This window comes from Ectopseudomonas oleovorans, assembly GCF_003052605.1.
GTDB classification, from domain to species: domain Bacteria; phylum Pseudomonadota; class Gammaproteobacteria; order Pseudomonadales; family Pseudomonadaceae; genus Aquipseudomonas; species Aquipseudomonas oleovorans_A.
The window spans coordinates 33,401-53,307 of the sequence record NZ_QASO01000084.1 but is presented as its reverse complement, the minus strand read 5'-3'; the positions used below and the strand labels follow the sequence as shown (position 1 = coordinate 53,307).

General features: G+C 64.1%; 16 protein-coding genes and 3 pseudogenes. 15 read left to right on the top strand and 4 right to left on the bottom strand.

Annotated elements, in window-relative coordinates:
* Positions 1-95 (bottom strand): hypothetical protein (locus DBO86_RS26730; protein WP_244185501.1); only part of this gene is annotated, 95 nt, incomplete at its 3' end.
* Positions 96-429: 334 nt separating this feature from the next.
* On the opposite strand from DBO86_RS26730, the gene purU reads away from it, so the two are divergent.
* The 10 genes from purU (at position 430) to DBO86_RS14295 (ending at position 12,202) form a co-directional block, all read left to right on the top strand.
* Positions 430-1,296, top strand: coding sequence for a formyltetrahydrofolate deformylase (gene purU / locus DBO86_RS14340; RefSeq protein ID WP_096825830.1), 867 nt, complete (start codon positions 430-432; stop codon positions 1,294-1,296).
* Complete coding sequence (gene folD / locus DBO86_RS14335; protein WP_108234012.1) at positions 1,293-2,168, top strand: bifunctional methylenetetrahydrofolate dehydrogenase/methenyltetrahydrofolate cyclohydrolase FolD; 876 nt, start codon at positions 1,293-1,295, stop codon at positions 2,166-2,168. Before purU ends, folD begins: the two co-directional genes overlap by 4 nt.
* A gap of 5 nt (positions 2,169-2,173) precedes the next feature.
* A complete protein-coding gene (locus DBO86_RS14330; RefSeq protein ID WP_108234011.1) occupies positions 2,174-3,412 on the top strand; it encodes an FAD-dependent oxidoreductase in 1,239 nt (412 codons plus the stop codon).
* Positions 3,413-3,593: 181 nt separating this feature from the next.
* Complete coding sequence (locus tag DBO86_RS14325) at positions 3,594-3,905, top strand: sarcosine oxidase subunit delta (RefSeq protein WP_108234010.1); 312 nt, start codon at positions 3,594-3,596, stop codon at positions 3,903-3,905.
* Complete coding sequence (locus DBO86_RS14320; protein ID WP_108234009.1) at positions 3,902-6,799, top strand: 2Fe-2S iron-sulfur cluster-binding protein; 2,898 nt, start codon at positions 3,902-3,904, stop codon at positions 6,797-6,799. Before DBO86_RS14325 ends, DBO86_RS14320 begins: the two co-directional genes overlap by 4 nt.
* Position 6,800: 1 nt before the next feature.
* Complete coding sequence (locus DBO86_RS14315; protein WP_108234008.1) at positions 6,801-7,475, top strand: sarcosine oxidase subunit gamma; 675 nt, start codon at positions 6,801-6,803, stop codon at positions 7,473-7,475.
* A gap of 85 nt (positions 7,476-7,560) precedes the next feature.
* Entirely contained in the window at positions 7,561-8,340 is a 780-nt protein-coding gene (locus DBO86_RS14310) for an IclR family transcriptional regulator (protein ID WP_108234007.1), read from the top strand.
* Between the two features lie 271 nt (positions 8,341-8,611).
* Positions 8,612-10,024, top strand: coding sequence for a di-heme oxidoreductase family protein (locus tag DBO86_RS14305; RefSeq protein WP_108234006.1), 1,413 nt, complete (start codon positions 8,612-8,614; stop codon positions 10,022-10,024).
* Positions 10,025-10,034: 10 nt separating this feature from the next.
* Positions 10,035-11,096 (top strand): imelysin family protein, encoded by a 1,062-nt coding sequence (locus tag DBO86_RS14300; RefSeq protein WP_084340561.1) that lies wholly within the window; start codon positions 10,035-10,037, stop codon positions 11,094-11,096.
* A 2-nt stretch (positions 11,097-11,098) separates the two neighbouring features.
* Entirely contained in the window at positions 11,099-12,202 is a 1,104-nt protein-coding gene (locus DBO86_RS14295; protein ID WP_108234005.1) for a DUF1513 domain-containing protein, read from the top strand.
* On the opposite strand, the pseudogene DBO86_RS14290 reads toward DBO86_RS14295, so the two are convergent.
* Positions 12,203-12,595, bottom strand: a pseudogene (locus DBO86_RS14290) (substrate-binding domain-containing protein); the annotation flags it as partial. It abuts the gene before it with no gap.
* A 4-nt stretch (positions 12,596-12,599) separates the two neighbouring features.
* On the opposite strand from DBO86_RS14290, the pseudogene DBO86_RS14285 reads away from it, so the two are divergent.
* Both DBO86_RS14285 and DBO86_RS14280 read left to right on the top strand, forming a co-directional pair.
* A pseudogene (locus DBO86_RS14285) lies at positions 12,600-13,314 on the top strand (TRAP transporter large permease); the annotation flags it as partial.
* A gap of 214 nt (positions 13,315-13,528) precedes the next feature.
* Positions 13,529-14,431 carry an EamA family transporter gene (locus tag DBO86_RS14280; RefSeq protein WP_003462488.1) on the top strand — a complete coding sequence of 301 codons (903 nt, stop codon included), beginning with the start codon at positions 13,529-13,531 and terminating at the stop codon, positions 14,429-14,431.
* Between the two features lie 7 nt (positions 14,432-14,438).
* Here the strand turns inward: DBO86_RS14280 and DBO86_RS14275 are convergent, their stop codons facing one another.
* Entirely contained in the window at positions 14,439-15,158 is a 720-nt protein-coding gene (locus DBO86_RS14275) for a FadR/GntR family transcriptional regulator (protein ID WP_108234004.1), read from the bottom strand.
* A 107-nt stretch (positions 15,159-15,265) separates the two neighbouring features.
* Here DBO86_RS14275 and DBO86_RS14270 point away from each other — a divergent pair.
* Both DBO86_RS14270 and DBO86_RS14265 read left to right on the top strand, forming a co-directional pair.
* A pseudogene (locus DBO86_RS14270) lies at positions 15,266-15,769 on the top strand (aldose epimerase family protein).
* A gap of 235 nt (positions 15,770-16,004) precedes the next feature.
* Positions 16,005-16,229: a hypothetical protein gene (locus DBO86_RS14265; protein ID WP_074856217.1), complete on the top strand. Its 225-nt coding sequence runs from the start codon at positions 16,005-16,007 to the stop codon at positions 16,227-16,229.
* 125 nt (positions 16,230-16,354) lie between these two features.
* Here DBO86_RS14265 and DBO86_RS14260 read toward each other — a convergent pair whose 3' ends face one another.
* Positions 16,355-17,830: a helicase HerA-like domain-containing protein gene (locus tag DBO86_RS14260; protein ID WP_108234003.1), complete on the bottom strand. Its 1,476-nt coding sequence runs from the start codon at positions 17,828-17,830 to the stop codon at positions 16,355-16,357.
* Between the two features lie 156 nt (positions 17,831-17,986).
* Here DBO86_RS14260 and DBO86_RS14255 point away from each other — a divergent pair, with 156 nt between their 5' ends.
* Complete coding sequence (locus DBO86_RS14255) at positions 17,987-19,864, top strand: methyl-accepting chemotaxis protein (RefSeq protein WP_108234002.1); 1,878 nt, start codon at positions 17,987-17,989, stop codon at positions 19,862-19,864.
* The last annotated feature ends 43 nt before the right edge of the window (positions 19,865-19,907 follow it).

Genomic DNA, 19,907 nt, shown 5'->3' with positions numbered 1-19,907 from the left:
AGTTGCTTGCGGCATTTGACCTGCTCATGGCTGTCGACACCATGAACTTGAAAAACCTGCTTTGCCAAATCCACGCCTATGCGTTTAAGTTTCATGCGGGCTCCCCCTCCGGGATTGTTTGTTTCGTAACCTACAGTCTGGCGCAATGACGCCGTAGGAGGGAGGAGTCCATCTCATTGGGCTACGGGGTGTAAACCCTCACCCTCATTGGCTTGCCTGCACATCGCACCGCCTGCGTCGATGTCGCTAGCCCGCTTGTTTCCCCTCAGGATAAAAAAGTTCTCAACAGGCATAGACATACCTGCTTCATTCACTTATAAAAATCACCAACAAGAAAAATAGATTCGTCACAGTAATTTTTATTCATAGACGAACAACACTTTTACTCATGAAGATTTTCCTGCCGCCGCCCCCAGCAGAGGATTCGCCATGCAGCACGCCAAGCACCCATACGTGATCAAGATCAGTTGCCCGGCCACATCCGGCATCGTCGCCGCCGTAACGTCCTTCCTCGCCGACCATGGTTGCTACATCAGCGAAATGGCGCAGTTCGACGACGAGGTCAGCGGTGCCTTCTTCATGCGCGCGGTATTCCGTTTCAACAGCGGATTCGAGGGTGACATCCAGCAGATCCAGGACGGCTTCGTCGATGTCGCCGAGCGCTTCGAGATGGCCTGGGAGCTGTACGACGCCACCGAGCCGATGCGCGTGCTGCTGATGGTCAGCAAGTACGACCACTGCCTGGCCGACCTGCTCTATCGCCACCAGAAAGGCGAGCTGCAGATGAAGATCACCGCCATCGTCTCCAACCACCTCGACCTGCGGCCGATGGCCGAGCGCGAGGGCATCCGTTTCATCTACCTGCCGGTGACCAAGGACACCAAGGCCCAGCAGGAAGCCGAACTGTTGAAGATCGTCGACGAGACCAAGACCGAGCTGGTGGTGCTGGCGCGTTACATGCAGATCCTCTCCGACGATCTGTGCAAGCAGCTCTCGGGCCGCGCCATCAACATCCACCACTCCTTCCTGCCCGGCTTCAAGGGCGCCAAGCCCTATCACCAGGCCTACGACCGTGGCGTGAAGCTGATCGGCGCCACCGCCCACTACGTCACTTCGGATCTCGACGAAGGCCCGATCATCGAGCAGGAAGTGCAGCGCGTGGATCACAACTACACCCCCGAGGCCCTGGTGGCGGTGGGTCGCGACACCGAGACGGTGGCCCTGTCCAAGGCAGTCAAGTACCACCTCGAGCACCGTGTGTTCCTCAACCACGACAAGACGGTGATCTTCCGATGAGCGCGCAACTGATCGACGGCAAGGCCGCCGCCGCGCGCGTGCTCGCCGAAGTCGGCGCTGACGTGGCGGTGCTCAAGGCCCGGGGCATCGAGCCGGCGCTGGCCGTGGTGCTGGTCGGCGATGACCCGGCCAGCCAGGTCTACGTGCGCAACAAGGTGCTGCGCGCGAACGAGGTGGGCATCCGCTCGCTGGAATATCGCCTGGGCGCCGACGCCAGCGCCGAGGCCGTGCTGGAGGTGGTGGCCGGGCTCAATGCCGACGCCTCGGTCAACGGTATCCTGGTGCAGTTGCCGCTGCCGGCGCACATCGATGAAACCCGCGTGCTGCAGGCCATCGACCCGGCCAAGGACGTCGACGGCTTCCACAGCGAGAACGTCGGCGGCCTCAGCCAGGGCCGCCCGGTGCTCACGCCCTGCACCCCGGCCGGCTGCATGCGCCTGCTGCGCGACACCCTCGGCGACCTGTCCGGCAAGCATGCCGTGGTGGTGGGCCGCTCGAACATCGTCGGCAAGCCGATGGCGGCGCTGCTGCTGGCCGCCAACTGCAGCGTCACCGTGCTGCATTCGCGCAGCGTCAAGCCGGAGAAGCTCTGCGGCCAGGCCGACATCGTGGTCGCCGCCGTCGGCCGACCAAGGATGATCGGCGCCGACTGGATCAAACCCGGCGCGGTGGTGATCGACGTCGGCATCAACCGCATCGAGGAAAACGGTCGCTCGCGCCTGGTCGGCGATGTGGACTTCGACGCCGTGCTGCCGGTGGCCTCGGCCATCACCCCGGTGCCCGGCGGCGTCGGCCCCATGACCATCGCCATGCTGATGCACAACACCTTGCTCGCCGCCCGCCAGCAACACGGCCTGTCGGCCCAGGAGTAACCGCAATGCCCCTTGCCCTGCTCAAGTACGGCCTGTCCTCGGACTACCCGGTGGAGGTCGACCTGCCTGCGCCGAAGGAACTCAAGCCGGCGTACGACGTGGTCATCATCGGCGGCGGCGGCCATGGCCTGGCCACCGCTTATTACCTGGCCAAGTACCACGGCGTGAGCAACGTCGCGGTGCTGGAGAAGTCCTACCTCGGCGGTGGCAACACCGCGCGCAACACGGCGGTGATCCGCTCCAACTACCTCACCAGCGAAGGCGTGCGCTTCTATGCCGAGTCGGTGCGGATGTTCAAGGAGCTGTCCAACGAGTTCGACTTCAACATCATGTATTCCGAGCGTGGCCAGCTCACCCTGGCGCACACCGACGCCACCGTGCGCGCCTTCCGCCAGCGCGCCGAGGTGAACAAGCACTTCGGTGGACGCACCGAGATGATCGACCGCCAGCAGATCCGTGAACTGGTGCCCTGCCTCAACCTCGACCCCGGCCACCTGCCGGTGCTTGCCGGGCTCTGGCATATCGACGGTGCCACCGCCCGCCACGACGCCGTGGCCTGGGGCTACGCCAAGCAGGCAGCCAAGCGCGGCGTGGAAATCCACCAGCTTACCGAGGTGCAGGATTTCATCGTCGAGCACGGCAAGGTCACGGCGGTGCAGACCAACCGTGGCACCGTACGCTGTGGCTGTGTGGTGCAGGCAGTGGCCGGCGCCAGCTCGCTGCTGATGAACAAGCTGAACATCAAGGCGCCGATCCACACCTACCCGCTGCAGGCCATGGTCACCCAGCCGTTTAAGCCCTTCCTCGATCCGCTGGTGAGTTCCTCGGCGCTGCACTGCTACGTGCAGCAGACCAGCCGTGGCGAGATCGTTTTCGGCGGCGGCTCCGACCCTTATCCGCTGTACAACACGCGTTCCACCCTCGACCTGAAGGAAAGCCTGCTGGCCCACGCCATCGAGATGTTCCCCTTCATGGCCGGCGCCAAGCTGATGCGCCAGTGGGCCGGCAGCACCGACATGACCCCGGACTACAGCCCGATCATGGGTCACTCGCCGCTGGACAACTACTACCTCGACGCCGGCTGGGGCACCTGGGGCTTCAAGGCCACGCCGATCTGCGGCTGGACCATGGCCGAGCTGGTCGCCACCGGCAAGACCCCGGCGCTGATCAAACCCTTCGCCCTCGAGCGCTTCTCGACCTTCCGCCAGGTCAACGAGATGGGCGCCACGGCGGCGAGCCACTGAACGAACTCCCCTCTCCCGCTTGCGGGAGAGGGGTTGGGGGAGAGGGCTGCATTGATCAAAAGCACCCTCTCCCCAGCCCTCTCCCTGCCCTTGAGCAAAGAGCATGGGAGAGGGAGCAGATCGAAGCTCGGGGGACGTTCCGACGCCACCCGCTACGCAAGCTGAATGACTGGGGATCACCATGAAGATCATGCCCTGCCCACTCAACGGGCCTCGCAACATCAACGAATTCACCTACGGCGGCGAACTCAAGCGCATGCCCGACCCGAACACCTGCTCGGACGCCGAATGGGCCGACTACGTGTTCAACAGCGAGAACATCGCAGGCGTCGTCACCGAATGGTGGATGCACAACGCCTCCAGCTACTGGTTCCTGGCCGAACGCCACACCGTCAGCGATGAAATTCTGCGCACCTTCGACCCGAAGGAACTGTTCGACCGCCGCGTCGATTTCGCCGCGCCTGCCAGCAAACCTCAGGAGGTAAGTGCATGAGTGCCGATCTCCGCCTGCCGGCCCCGCTGGGCCTGCTGATCGACCGCAACCGCCCGGTCAGTTTCGACTTCGAGGGCACCACCTACCAGGGCCTGGCCGGCGACAGCATCGCCAGCGCCCTGCTGGCCAACCAGCGCTGGCTGCTGTCGCGCTCGTTCAAGTACCACCGCCCGCGCGGCCCGCTGTCGATGGCCGGGCAGGACGCCAACACCCTGGTGCAACTGCCGGACGAACCCAACGTGCTGGCCGATATGCAGCCGCTGGCCGCTGGCCTCGACGTCACCGCGCAGAACTACAACGGCAGCCTGGACAAGGATCGCGACGCCCTGCTCGGGCACTTCTCCAGGTTCATGCCGGTGGGCTTCTACTACCGCTCGTTCTACAAGCCCAAGGGCATGTGGAAGGTCTGGGAACCGCTGATCCGCAAGAAGGCCGGCCTCGGCGTACTCAACCTCAAGCTGCAGCCGCAGTACCACGACAAGGCCTTTCTGTTCACCGATCTGGCAGTGATCGGTGCCGGCCCAGCCGGCCTGTGCGCGGCGCTGAGCGCTGCCAACGCCGGAGCCAAGGTGCTGCTGATCGAACAGCAGAACTACCTCGGCGGCGCGCTGGCCTGGGCGCGTTTCGACGTCGAAGGCAAACGTGCCGCCGAACTGCGCGCCGAACTGCTGGCCGCCGTCGAAGGCCACGCCAATATCCGCATCCTCAAGGAAGCCACCTGCAACGCCTGGTTCACCGACCACTACCTGCCGGTGATCCAGGGCAAGCGGATGTACAAGGTGCGTGCCCGCCAGTGCATCGTCGCGGCTGGCGCCTTCGACCAGCCGGTGGTGTTTCGCAACAACGACCTGCCCGGCGTGCTGCTGACCAGCGCCGCGCAGCGCCTGATCAAGCTCTACGCGGTCAAGCCGGGCCAGCGCGCCGTGGTGCTGACCGGCAACGACGATGGCTACCTGGCCACCCTCGACCTGCTCGATGCCGGTGTCGAGGTCACCGCCCTGGTGGACATGCGCGAACGCGCCGATGACGCCAATCTGGCCACCGCCCTGCAAACCCGTGGCGTCGCCTGCCATGCCGGCAGCACGGTCTACGAAGCGCTGGGCGACAAGCACCTGAACGCCGTGGACGTGCGCCGTATCAGCGGCCAGGGCAAGGTGGCGGGCAGCGGCCTGCGCATCGACTGCGACCTGCTGTGCATGTCCGCCGGCTACATGCCGGTGTACCAGTTGCCGTGCCAGGCCGGCGGCAAGCTGGCCTACGATGACGCCAGTGCCTGCTTCAGCCTGTCCGGCCTACCGAGCGGGTTGCAGGTGGTCGGCTCGGTCAACGGCCGCAACGCCCTCGACGCGTTGCTTATCGATGCCACCAACGGTGCCCTGCGCGCGCTCGCTGCTCTCGGGCTGGAAGCCAGTCAGTCACTTGGCGAGCTACCAGCCGAGCCTCGGGTCAACTTCCCCTGGCCGATCTTCCCCCATCCCAAGGGCAAGGATTTCGTCGACTTCGACGAAGACCTGCAGGTGCGTGACATCGTCAACGCCACCCGCCACGGCTACCGCGACGTGCAACTGGTCAAGCGCTTCTCCACCGTCGGCATGGGCCCCTCGCAGGGCCGCCACTCGGCGCTGCCCACCGCGCGCCTGGTAGCCCAGGCCACCGGCCGCAGCGTCAGCGAAACCGGGGTGACCACCGCGCGTCCGCCGTTCTGCCCGGAAACTCTGGCGCAAGTCGCCGGCTGTGGCTTCGATCCGTATCGGCAAACCGCCATGCACGCACGGCACCTGGAGCTGGGGGCGAAGATGATGCCCGCCGGCATCTGGCAGCGCCCGGCCTACTATGGCAAGCCGGAAGAACGCGAAGCCTGCATGCAGGCCGAAGCGCGCCAGGTGCGCGAGAAGGTCGGCCTGATCGACGTCTCCACCCTGGGCGGCCTCGACGTGCGCGGCCCGGACGCCGCCGAGCTGCTCAACCGCCTCTACACCTTCGCCTTCGCCAAGCAGCCGGTCGGCCGTTCGCGCTATGCGCTGATGACCAACGAGCACGGCGTGGTGATCGACGATGGCGTCTGCGCGCGCTTTGCCGACGAGCACTTCTACGTCAGCGCCACCACCAGCGGCGTCGACCGCGTCTACCAACAGATGCTCAAGTGGAACGCGCAGTGGCGCCTGAACGTCGACATCACCAACGTCACCGCCGCGCTGGCCGCGGTCAACCTGGCCGGGCCGGACTCGCGCAAGGTGCTGGCCAAGCTGTGCGGCGATGTCGACCTGTCGGCCGAAGGCTTCCCCTACCTGGCGGTGCGCCTGGGCACGGTCGCGGGTATTCCGGCACGCTTGCTGCGGGTCGGTTTCGTCGGTGAACTGGGCTACGAGATCCACGTCCCGGCGCGCTACGGCGAAGCCCTGTGGGATGCACTGATGGAAGCCGGTCGGGAGTTCGACATTCCCCCCTTCGGCGTCGAAACGCAGCGCCTGCTGCGCCTGGAAAAGGGCCACGTGATCATCAGCCAGGACACCGACGGCATGACCAGCCCAGCCGAGATCGACATGGGCTGGGCCATCGCCCGCAGCAAGCCGTTCTTCGTCGGCAAGCGCTCGGTGGAAATCCTCGAGGCGCAGCCGCCGATCCGCAAGCTGGTCGGCTTCACCCTGCCCAAAGGCAGCAGCCAGCCGCTGGAAGGCCATCTGGTGCTCAAAGGCCCGGACATCAGCGGCAACGTCACCTCCTGCGAATACTCGCAGACCCTCGGCCAGATCATCGGCCTGGCCTACTGCGCGCCTGACCAGGCCACGCCGGGCCAGCGCCTGCCGATCCGCGTCGAAGGCGGCGAGATGGTGCAGGCCACCGTGGTGCTACTGCCCTTCTATGACCCTGAAAGCCAACGCCAGGAGCTGTGAGATGACCCTCCACGCCAATCAATTCGCAGCACGCAGCCCGCTCTACCGCCTGCAGGCCGGCGCCACTCTCGCTCAGTTCGGCGAGAGCTGCATCGTCACCACCTACGGCCAGGGCGACGAAAGCGCCCTACTGGGCCACTGCGCGCTCATCGACCTGACCAGCCTGGCGCGCTACGGCCTGCGCGGACCGGCCGCTGCTGATTATCTCGGCGCACTGGGCTACCAGTTGCCGCAGGCGCCCAACCAGGCGCTGAGCCAGGCCGATGGCAGCCATGTGCTGCGCCTGTCGCAGACCGAGTACCTGCTGCTCGGCAGCCTGCACGATGCCGGCAGCAAAGCGCAGCGCGAGGAAAGCCAGTGGCAGGCCAGCGCCGGCCAGTACCTGCTGCCACGCCAGGACAGCCACGCCTGGCTGGTGCTGACCGGCACCTGCCAGGCCGAGGTGATGGCCAAGCTCTGCGGCGTCGACCTCAGCCCGTCGGCCTTCGCCGTCGGCCAGGTGGCGCAGACCTCGGCAGCGCGGATCAACGTCATCGTCGCCAACCTGCCGCTGGGCGAAGTGCCGTGCCTGCACATCCTCTGCGACCGCGCCTCGGTGCATTACTTCTGGCGCGCGCTGCTGGACGCCATGCAGGAATTCGGTGGACAGCCCGTGGGGATCGACGCACTGCCCTGAGCCCCATGGTGCGCATAGCGCACCCTACGGCCATGGCGCCAAACGTAGGGTGCGCCCTGCGCACCACCAAATCTGGAGGACAGCCATGGGCATCCACGAAGACGAACTTGACTACCGCGTCCCCGCCCTGCAACGCGGCCTGAGCATCCTGCAGATGTTCAACGCCAGCGAGCGCAGCCTGAGCAGCAACACCATCGCCGAGCGCCTCGGCGTCAGTGTCTCGGCCATCTACCGCATCCTGATCACGCTCACTGACATGGGCTACCTGCGCAAGCTCGGCAAGAACAGCTACGAACTGGGCCCGCAGGTGCTCTGCGACGGCTTCGCCTACCTGGCCAGCCGCGACCTGGTGGACATCGCCATGCCGCACCTCAATGCCCTGCGCGACCGCACCTCGCTGTCGTGCCACCTGTCCATTCGCGAGCAGACCGAGAGTCTCTACATCGGCCGCGCCTTCGCCGCCCAGCGCCTGTCGGTGAACATCCCCATCGGCACGCGCATTCCCTGCCACTGCACGGCCATGGGCCGCATGCTGCTCAGCGGCCTGACGCCCATGGACCTGGACAAGCTCTACCAGCACGTACGCCTGGACGACTACCCGCCGCCCGCACCGAAGACCCTGCCCGAGCTGCAACAACTGCTCGAACGCGACCGCGAGCGCGGCTGGGTGATGCACCGCTCCGACTACTCCACCGCCATCGCCTGCGCCGTGCGTGACCACCGTGGCGACGTGGTGGCGGCGATCAACCTGTCCGGCCCGGAAGCGGTGATGGATAGCCCCGTGGCGCGTGAACGCTACAGAGAAAGTCTGCAGCAATGTGCGGACGCTATTTCCCTCGAACTGGGCGCCCAGGAACGTCGGTAAACCGTAGCGCTACTCCATAAGAAGCCGAAGACGCATCGCGGCGGCACTACAGCCAATACGTCAAGTGCCTGCCGGCCAGCGTCGTCACGGCAGCGGCAGCAGGCGAGAGGCATATCCTCGATTCCGCCAGTTACAGGGCCGGCAGCTGTCTCGTACACAACCGCCCCGCGACCTCTGGCCGCGTCTAGATAACGCTAATCCATCTTATTTAAATTCCGTTAGCCTGCTAATCTTGGCGCCCCGCTTCCCTGCCAGTTCGGATTGTTCCTCGATGTCGCCGCTCCAGCGCTGCCTGCTGCCCTTTCTGGCACTGTCTTTGATCGCTTGCGAACAGCAACCGCACTTCACCGCAGCAGAACCCGGCGAGGCCCTTTCTGCCGGTGCGGCGACGGTACGCAAGTTCGATCAAAACGCCTTCTCCCTGCCTTCGGCGAACCTCGCACCCAGCCGTCGCCTAGATTTCGCCGTGGGCAACAGCTTCTTCCGCAATCCCTGGGTCACGGCGCCAGCCACCACCACAGCGCGCGATGGCCTGGGCCCGCTGTTCAATACCAATGCCTGCCAGAACTGCCATATCAAGGACGGTCGCGGCCATCCACCGGGGCCAGATGCGGTCAGCGCCACTTCGATGCTGGTGCGTCTGTCGATACCGGCCGGCCCGGAGCATGCCGAGATGCTGATCCACCAGGGCGTGGTCGCCGAGCCTACCTACGGCACCCAAATGCAGGACATGGCCAACCCCGGCGTCACCCCCGAAGGCAAGATCCGCGTGACCTACAGCAGCGTGCCGGTACGTTTCGCCGACGGCACGCAGGTGGAGCTGCGCAAGCCGCAGTTGGTCATCAGCCAGCTCGGTTACGGCGACATGCACCCCAATACCCGGTTCTCGGCACGCATCGCCCCGCCGATGATCGGCCTCGGCCTGCTCGAAGCCATCGCCGAAGAAGACATCCTGGCCGGCGCCGATCCGGATGACGCCGATGGCGATGGTATTTCCGGTCGTCCCAATATGGTCTGGGATCGCGCCCAGCAGCGCAGCGTGCTCGGCCGCTTCGGCTGGAAGGCTGGCCAACCCAACCTCAATCAGCAAAATGCCGAAGCCTTCGCCAATGACATGGGCCTGACCAGCTCGCTGATCCCTCACGACAACTGCACCACGGCGCAAACCGATTGCCTGGCCGCGCCCCATGGCGGCGAACCGGAAGTCAGCGACAACATCCTCGCCAGCGTGCTGTTCTACAGCCGTAACCTGGGCGTGCCGGCACGGCGTGACGTCGACTCGCCTGACGTGCTCAAGGGCAAGAGCCTGTTCCACCAGGCCGGTTGCCAGAAGTGCCACACCCCCAGTTTCACCACATCGGCCGATGCGGCGGAGCCGGAACTGGCCAGCCAATTGATCCGGCCGTATACGGACCTGCTGCTGCATGACATGGGCGACGGGTTGGCCGATGGCCGCGAGGAGTTTCTCGCCAGCGGTCGCGAATGGCGCACGGCGCCGCTGTGGGGCATTGGTTTGACGCAAACGGTCAATGGCCATACTCAGTTCCTGCATGACGGCCGTGCCCGTAACCTGCTGGAAGCCATTCTCTGGCACGGTGGCGAGGCCGAAGCGGCCAAGCAGCAGGTGCTGCGTTTCGATAGCGATGAGCGAGCAGCGCTGCTCGCCTTCCTGAATTCTCTTTAAGGAGCCTGCGATGTTGCACAAAACCCTGATCGCCTCTCTGCTCGGCCTGGCCCTGGTCGGCTGCGGCCAGCAGGACCCGAAAGCCAAGGTCAGCGCAGCGCTGACCGATGGCGTGCTGCTGCCGGCCTACAGCAGCTGGCAGGAAGCCGATCGCCAGTTGGCCGTGAATGCCGAAGCCTTCTGCGCCGGTAACGTCGATCTGAGCACTGCTCGCCAGGCCTTTCTCGGCGCCCAGAGTGCCTGGGCCGGCTTGCAGCCGTTGCTGGTCGGGCCGCTGGCCGAAGGCAACCGCGCCTGGCAGATTCAGTTCTGGCCGGACAAGAAGAACCTGGTGCAGCGCCAGGTCGAAGCCCTGCTGAAGAACAAGCCGCAGCTGAGCGCGGATGACCTGTCCAATGCCAGCGTGGTGGTTCAGGGCCTGACCGCCTACGAATACATTCTTTTCGACCCCAATCTGGACCTCGCCCAGGCCGAACAGAAAGCGCGCTATTGCCCACTGCTGCAAGCCATCGGCAAACACCAGCAGGCACTGGCGGCGCAGATCGTCGGCGAATGGCAGGCCAAATCTGGCATGGCCGAACAGCTTAAGACATTCCCCAACGAGCGCTACGCCGACGCCAACGAAGCGATCGCCGAACTGTTGCGCGTACAGGTCAGCGCCCTGGATGGCCTGAAGAAGAAACTCGGCGCGCCGATGGGCCGCCAGAGCAAGGGCATCGCCCAGCCTTACCAGGCCGAAGCCTGGCGCAGTGCCGCCAGCCTGGCCAACCAGGGTGCGGCGCTGGCCAATGCCGAACTGCTGTGGCACGGCAGCAACCGTGATGGCATTCAATCGCTACTGGGCGAGGATCAGGTCGACCTGGCCAAACGCATCGACGCCGCTTACCAGGACACCCGTCAGCGCCTGGCTGCACTCGACAGCCCACTGGTCGAACTGCTCGCCGACGAAGCCGGTCGCACCGCCCTGAACGAGCTGTACGACAGCCTCAATCGCCTGCACCGCCTGCAGGAAAGCGAGCTGGCCAAAGCGCTCGGCGTGCAGATCGGCTTCAACGCCCACGACGGAGACTGAGCATGCAACGCAGAGCCTTCCTCGGCCTCAGTGCAGCCGCCGCCAGCCTGGCGGCCGCGGGTGCCTTTGGCGGCTGGACGCTGTTCGGCCCATCAGGACAACCGTTGCTGCTGTCAGCCCGTGACGATGGCGACGGCAACCACTACGCGGTCGGCTATCGCCTCGATGGTCAGCGCGCCTTCGCCACTCCGGTGAGCGAACGCTGCCATGACGTGGTGCCGCACCCCAGCCTGCCCATGGCCCTGTTCGTCGGTCGCCGCCCCAGCACCGAGAGCTACCTGATCGACACCCGCGACGGTCGCCTGCTGCAAACGCTGACCTCGCCGGCCGGGCGTCATTTCAACGGCCACGCGGTATTCCACAAGGGCGGCGAGTGGCTGTACGCCACCGAGAACGACACCACCGAGCCAGGCCGTGGTGTGATTGGCACCTATCGCCTGCAGGGTGAGCAGTTGCTGCGCGCGGCTGAACACAGCAGCCACGGCGTAGGCCCGCACCAACTGCTGTGGATGCCCGATGGCGAAACCCTGGTGGTGGCCAACGGCGGCATCCGCACCGAAGCGGAAAGTCGCGTCGACATGAATCTCGATGCCATGCAGGCCAGCCTGGTGCTGATGCAGCGCGACGGCAGCCTGGTCAGCCTGGAGTATCTGGCCGACCAGCAGAACAGCATCCGCCACCTGGCTGTCGCGCGCGACGGCACGGTGGTCAGCGGCCAGCAGTACATGGGCGACCTGCACGATCAAGTGCCGCTACTGGCGATCAAACGCCCCGGTCAGCCCTTCCAGCCGTTCGCCCTGGGCGAGCCGCAGCGTGCGGCGATGAACCAGTACACCGCCAGCGTGGCGATCCATGACGAGCTGCGCCTGCTGGCGATGACCGCACCGCGCGGCAACCGCTTCTTCATCTGGGATCTGGACAGTGCACAGGTGCGCCTGGACGTGCCGCTGCCGGACTGCGCAGGCGTTGGCGCGGTTGCCGACGGTTTCGTCGTGACCTCGGGTCAGGGCCGTTGTCGCCTGTACGATTGCCGCGGCGAGCGCATCGTCACCAACGCCCTGCAGCTACCGGCCGGCTTGTGGGACAACCACCTGCGCCTGGCCTGATCAGGCGCTGCCGCGTTCGATCAGCTCGAACCCCACGTCCAGGCGCAGCGGCTGACGCGCAGCGGCCGGCTCGGCAATACGCGCCAGCAGCGCATCGGCGATGGCACAGCCGATACGCGGCCCGTCCACTCGCACGGTGGAAAGCGGCGGATGGGTATGGGCGGCGCTGGACAGGTCGCCGAACCCCATCACGGCAAGATCTTGTGGAATGCGCAGGCCACGGCTGAGCGCCTCGGCCAACACGCCTTGCGCCACCGTATCGGAACTGCAGACCACCACTTCGCCGGCCACATCTTCCTGCAGCAGACGCGCAAGACCTTCGCGGCCGACCGCCAAGGTCGCCGGTGCAGGCAGGATCTGCGCTGCCACGGGAGCTCTCACATGGCCCTGCAGCGCCTGCCTGTGGTTCGCCAAGAAGCGCAACTACCCCAAGGGCGAAGTGATTCCGCTGCGCCAGGCGCTGAAGATCTGCGTGGAAGCACTGTGGGGCCTGATGACCATGGTCATCATCCTCGGCGGCATTCTCTCAGGCAGTGTTCACTGCCACCGAGTCGGCTGCCGTCGCGGTGATCTGGGCCTTCTTCGTGACCATGTTCATCTACCGCGACTACAAGTGGAGTGAACTGCCGAAGATGCTGCACCGCACGGTGCGCACGCTGTCGATCGTGATGATCCTCATCGCCTTCGCTGCCGCGTTCGGCTACATCATGACCCTGATGCAGATCCCATCGAAGATCACCACCGCGTTCCTGACCTTCTCGGACAACCGCTACGTGATCCTGATGTGCGTCAACTTCATGCTGCTGGCCCTGGGCACGCTGATGGACATGGCGCCGCTGATCCTGATCCTCACGCCGATCCTGTTGCCGGTGGTGACCTCCTTCGGTGTAGACCCGGTACACTTCGGCATGATCATGCTGGTCAACCTCGGTATTGGACTGATCACGCCACCGGTAGGTGCGGTACTCTTCGTTGGCGCTGCAATCGGCAAGGTCACCATCGAGAACACCGTGAAGGCACTGCTGCCCTTCTACGCCGCGCTGTTCATGGTGCTGATGGCCGTGACCTACATTCCAGCCATCTCGCTGTGGCTGCCGAGCGTCGTGCTCTGATTTACGATCTGCTGCGTGTCGGCCCTGCTGCGTAAAAACAGGCTTGGAATGCTCATGTACAAAAGTACACTCCGCTTCCTCGCCTGTTTTTGCCTTGTAGGGCTCTAGCTCGCGAGATCGCACCTTCTGATTCACCGCCCCACGTGCAGGGCCGCTTCATTCACCCCGAGCCGCTGCCTGACGGCTCTCGCTTTATAAGGACGTACGCCCTGCCATGTCAGCAACCCCGTTCCCCCGGCATATCGCCGCGCTGATCCTCGCCACCCTGGCCTGCTCCTTCGCTGGCAACCACATCGCCGCGCGCATCGCCTTCGACCACGACACCGGTCTGCTGATGGCCATGCTCTTCCGCTCCGGGGGCACCCTGCTGGTACTCGCGGCGCTGGTGCTGTGGCAACGTGACTCGCTGCGCCTGAGCCGCACCACATGGGGCTGGCAGTTGCTGCTGGGGCTGCTGATCGCGGTGCAAAGCTTTTGCATCTACTCGGCAGTGGTACGCATCCCGGTAGGCCTGGCATTGCTGGTGGTGAACCTCTCGCCGATTCTGCTGGCTCTGCTCACCTGGGCACTCGGTGGCGCGGCGCCAACCGGCCGCGCCGCGATGATCATGGGCCTGATCCTGTTCGGTCTGGTGCTGGTGCTGGATGTGCCGGCGCGCCTGTCCGGCGAGGCTCAGCTCGACGCGCGCTGGGTCGAAGGGGTACTGTTCAGCCTGACTGCTGCGGGGGTCTTCGCCGTTGCGCTGTGGATTACCGAACATCGACTGTCAGCCATGCCCGGACGGGTGCGCAGCATGCTGACCATGGCGGTGGTCTTCAGTGCCTCGGCCCTGGCCGGTGCCAGCGGTGCACTGCCCGGCGGCCTGGGTCTGCCCAACGCGGCGGCCGGCTGGATCGCCCTGGCCTGCCTGGTACTGCTCTATGGCACGGCGTTCTCGATGCTGTTCATCCTGATGCCGCGCCTGGACATTGCCCGCAACGCGCCGGTGATGAACATGGAACCAGTAGCCGGCATGCTGCTGGGTTGGCTGGTGCTCGGCCAGTTGCTCGGCCCGCTGCAGGTGCTCGGCGGGCTGATCGTGGTGGGCGGGATTGTCTTGCTGGCTTACCGCCGCTAGCGGCTGCTCAGCCGTGCAGCGCTTCGGCCTCGGCCGCTTCGTGCGCCTGACGCAGGCGCTCGCGGCTGTTGGTCAGGTGCAGACGCATCGCAGCCCGCGCCGCCTCGGCATCCTGGCGCGCGATGGCTTCGAAGATCTGCTCGTGCTCACGCGCCAGGCTGGCGGAATTGACCCGGGTCCGCGGGATGATGCTGGTGCCCAGATGGCTGAGGATATCGGTGAAATAACGGTTACCGGTGGCCTCGGCAATGCGCAGGTGAAACTGGAAGTCCGAGGACACTGCATCACTGGCATGCGCGGCACTTTCGTTGATGGCATCCAGTGCCTCACGGATGGCCTTCAGCTGTGCATCGGTACGACGCGCCGCCGCCATGCCCGCAGACTCGACCTCGAGGCTGATACGCAGCTCGAGAATGGCCAGCACGTCGCGCAGGGTGACGATGGTCGCCGGGTCGATGCGAAAACCACTGGCACTGGGCGTGTCCAGCACGAAGGTGCCAATGCCGTGACGCGTTTCCACCAGGCCAGCAGCCTGCAAACGCGACAAGGCCTCGCGTACCACCGTACGGCTGACACCCTGTTCCTCCATGATCGCCGATTCGGTCGGCAGCTTCTCACCGCGCTTGATCAGCCCATCACGAATGCGCTGCGACAGCTCGGCCACCAATTCCTGAGCCAGGCTGCGGTGTTTGCGACGAGCACGAGGTTGAGCGTTTTGCGTATCCATGGTGGACGAATTCTCGAATTTAGACGCGTGGCTTTGCCGCCATGATAGCCCAGCGGTTGTACGATGACGCTATGAATTCCCGACATTTATAGCCCCAGGAGCGCCACATGCCAACGACCCTGCTGACCCTGCGCGATAGCCTGACACGACTGACCCTCGCCCCGGAACTGGGCGCCAGCCTGGTCAACTGGACTCGCCTGAGCGATGGCCGAGCGCTGCTGCGACACAGCGACGAGCAGGCGCTAGCTGCCGGGGTGTGGTTATGCGCTGAAGACAAACTGTCCAGTCAGTGGGTCGAGTTGCCGCCGGCATGAAACTTCGAAGAGCCGACCCTGCTGCCGCAGCAACTCGTCGACAATGCCTTTACCCAATGGCCGGGCATGGCGCGCATCATTCAAGCGGATGCCGATTATCAACTGGTCTGCGAGGCCGAAGGCAGCGATGTATTTCTGTTGTTCTGTCCGCAGGCGCAGAACTTCTTCTGCTTCGAGCCCGCCACTCATCCGGTCAATGCGCATCACCTGCCAACGCGCCCGGGCTTGCAGTTACTGGCTCACAGACAAAGTTGCCAACTGCACTTGCGCTTGCATTACCAGGCGCTAAGAGGCTGATTGCTGGACATTGGCAAGGCGTTAGTGATAATACGCGACAGTTACTGCATGCAACTTTTCTCGTAATAAAGTTACAAATAGTCAAGTAGCGAAGAACACGGAGAAGATTGCGCACGCTTTGCACGATCATCTCCTTGCCACTCAAAGCAAAGCCCCTGATCGATTCCTGACCGCTGCAGTGAAGCCTGGTGCTTCACGTGTCGTGTGGATCGCTCATAACAGATAGGTAAAACACGTGACGAAAGACGAACTGCGCGCCGAACTCGAGCGCCAGGCGCAGCGTTACAAGAATGTTTACGGCGGAGAAGTCATTACCTACGCCGCTCAACCGGATCCTGACCGTAAACCCTGGCGCAAGAAACCCAGCCTGCTCGATCAGGCCTTTGAGAAGGAAATCGAGAAGATCGAGAAAGAACGCCAGGACAAGCAGGAAGCCGCTGGCGAAGCTGCCGGCCAGTAACAGCCTGCCGTGCCGGGTTCATCTGCCCGGCCACAGTGGGCGCGCTGATAACGACATTTCGCATCACACCCGCGAACGTGACCACACAGCACTGGATGCTCGCCTTCGCAGGGTGACGACCGTTTCTAGCGCTTCTTGCCCCCCATCAACGACCCCATCAGTCCGCGCACCAGTTGCCGGCCTAGCTGGTTGGCCGCCTGACGCAAGGCACTTTTCATGGCGCTGCCCAGTAGATCGCTGGCCATATCGCCCAACCCTGGCTCTACCCGCTGTTTTCCTGCTGCCTTGGCTGGCGCGGCATCACGAGCCTGTTCGGCACGAGCGTTGAGCAGCTCGTAGGCCGACTCGCGGTCGACAGGCTTGTCATAGCGCCCCGCCAGCGATGACTGGCGCACCAGCGCGGCACGTTCGGCATCGCTCAGCGGGCCGATACGCGACTGCGGCGGCGCGATGGCCACACGCTGGACCATGGCCGGCGTGCCCTTTTCCTCCAGCGTGCCAACCAGCGCTTCGCCGATACCCAACTCGGTGAGTACGCTGAGCGTGTTGAACGCCGGGTTCGGGCGAAAGCCATCAGCCACGGCGCGCAGAGCCTTCTGCTCCTTGGCCGTGAAGGCGCGCAGACCATGCTGAATGCGCAGGCCGAGCTGGGCCAGCACATCATCAGGTAAATCACCCGGCGACTGGGTGACGAAATACACGCCGACCCCTTTGGAGCGAATCAGCCGCACCACCTGCTCCAGACGTTCCTGCAGCGCCTTGGGCGTACCCTGAAAGAGCAGATGCGCCTCATCGAAGAACAGCGCCAGCAGCGGCTTGTCGGCATCGCCACGCTCCGGCAACTGCTCAAACAACTCGGCCAGCAGCCATAACAGAAAGGTTGCGTAGACCTTGGGCGCCTCATGCACCAGGCGCGAGGCATCGAGCAGATGCACGCGGCCTCGGCCATCACGATCCGGGTGCAACAGGTCTTCGAGCTGCAACGCCGGCTCACCGAACAGGGCTTCGGCACCCTGCTGCTCCAGACCGGCCAAACGGCGTAACAATGCCTGCGCCGAGGTGCTGGTAAACAACGCAGCGTCTTCCCCGAGCACCTGCGGGTTGTCCTTGAGATGGCCAAGCAGCGCTTTCAGGTCCGTCAGGTCGAGCAGCAGCAATCCTTCGCGATCCGCCACCTTGAAGGCAGCATAGAGTGCAGCCTGCTGACTGTCGGTCAACTCCAGCAGCGCACCAAGCAACAGGGGGCCCATCTCGCTGAGCGTGGTGCGCAAAGGGTGGCCGCTCAGTCCATGCACATCCCACAACGTCACCGGGTAGGCCTGTGGCTGGTGATTCAGCCAGGGCATGCTGGCAATACGCTCGGCGACCTTGCCCTGCGGCGCACCGGCGGCGCCGAGGCCACACAGGTCACCTTTGACATCGGCCGCGAATACCGCCACACCGGCATCGCTGAAAGTCTCGATCAGGCGCTGCAGGGTCACCGTTTTACCGGTACCGGTTGCGCCCGCGATCAGCCCGTGACGATTGGCCAGGCGCAACGGTTGCGCCACCGCCTGCCCATCACTGCCAGCACCCAATACAAACTGCGAAATCAAAGGCATCTTGCCATCCTCTGGGTTAAAGCTTTACTGCAGGTATGCCGACATACAAATAGAACGAAACGTCACCCTGCCTGCTGCAACAGCCCACCACAGTGCCCCAAGAACGCCATGGTGGAACACAAGACTGGTTCCAGAGCCATCCGGATACAACACAACATGAACAAAAACCTGCAGTTCAGCCACAAGATTTTGCTCGCCGCATCCCTTGTGGTCATCGTCGCCTTTTCCCTGTTCACTCTCTACAACGATTACCTGCAACGCAATGCCATCCGCGAAGACCTGGAGAACTACCTGCATGAAATGGGCAATGTAACGGCCAGCAATATTCAAAACTGGTTGTCCGGGCGCATCCTGCTGGTGGAAAGCGCCGCCCAGTCGATCAGCAATGACAGCGAGCAGGAGCGCGTGATCAAACTGCTGGAACAGAAGGCGCTGACCTCCTCCTTCGCCTTTACCTACCTGGGCACCGAGAGCGGCGGCTTCACCATGCGCCCGGATGAGCAGATGCCCGCCGACTACGACCCACGCAGCCGCCCCTGGTACAAAGACGCCATGGCTGCCGGCAACACGACCCTGACCGAACCTTACATGGATGCGGCAACCAGCGAGCTGATCATCACCGTTGCCACCCCGGCCAGGCCCGCTGGCGTGGTCGGCGGCGATCTGAGCCTGCAAACCCTGGTCGATATCATCAATGCCCTGGATTTCGACGGCATCGGCCATGCCTTCCTGGTCAGTGCCGACGGTAAGGTTCTGGTGCACCCGGACAAAGACCTGGTCATGAAGAACCTCAAGGAGATCTATCCACAGGACACCCCGAGCATCAGCAAGGCATTCAGCGAATCCACACTGAACGGTGACACCCGTATCCTTACCTTCACCCCGGTTCAGGGGCTGCCCTCGGTCAACTGGCACGTAGGCCTGTCCATCGACAAGGCCAAAGCCTACGCGATGCTCAGCGAGTTCCGCGCCTCAGCCATCGTCGCCACGGTGATTGCCGTGGTACTAATCATTGCCCTGCTCGGCTTGCTGATCCGCGTGCTGATGCAGCCGCTGACCGCCATGGGCAAGGCCATGGAGGACATTGCCCAGGGTGAAGGAGACCTGACCAAGCGCCTGACGATCCAGTCCAACGATGAATTTGGCGCGCTGGCGCGCTCTTTCAACCAGTTCGTCGAACGTATCCACAGCTCCATCCGCGAGGTGTCTTCGGCGACCGTCCAGGTCAACGAAGTCGCGAAACTGGTGGTCAATGCCTCCAACTCATCGATGGCCAACTCCGACGAACAGTCCAGCCGCACCAACAGCGTGGCTGCGGCAATCAACCAACTCGGCGCCGCGGCGCAGGAAATCGCCCGCAACGCCGCTGACGCCTCAAGCCGGGCCTCGGATGCACGGCATCAGGCCGAGGACGGCGGCAAGGTGGTGCAGCAGGCGATCCGCTCGATGAGCGAACTCTCCGACAAGATCAGCGACGCCTGCGCCAAGATCGAGATGCTCAACAGCAAGACCGTGGATATTGGTCAGATTCTCGAAGTGATCAAAAGCATCTCCCAGCAGACCAACCTGCTCGCACTCAACGCCGCCATTGAAGCAGCCCGTGCCGGCGAGGCGGGACGCGGTTTCGCCGTGGTCGCCGACGAGGTGCGCAACCTGGCGCACCGCACCCAGGAGTCGGCACAGGAAATCGAGAAGATGATCGAGGAACTGCAGGTCGGTTCACGCGAATCGGTCACCACCATGACCGAAAGCCAGCGCCACAGTGAAGACAGCGTGCAAATTGCCAATCAGGCTGGTGAGCGCCTGGAGACTGTGACGGCCCGTATCGGCGAGATCGACGGCATGAACCAGTCGGTAGCGACTGCGACCGAAGAACAAACCTCGGTGATCGAATCACTGAACATGGACATCATCGAGATCAATACCCTGAATCAGGAAGGCGTGGAAAACCTGCAAGCGACATTGCGCGCCTGCGACGACCTGGAACAACAGGCCGTACGCCTCAAGCACCTGGTCGACAGCTTCCGTATCTAGGCAGTCAGCCGCATGAAGAAAGGGCGTCTGCAGGACGCCCTTC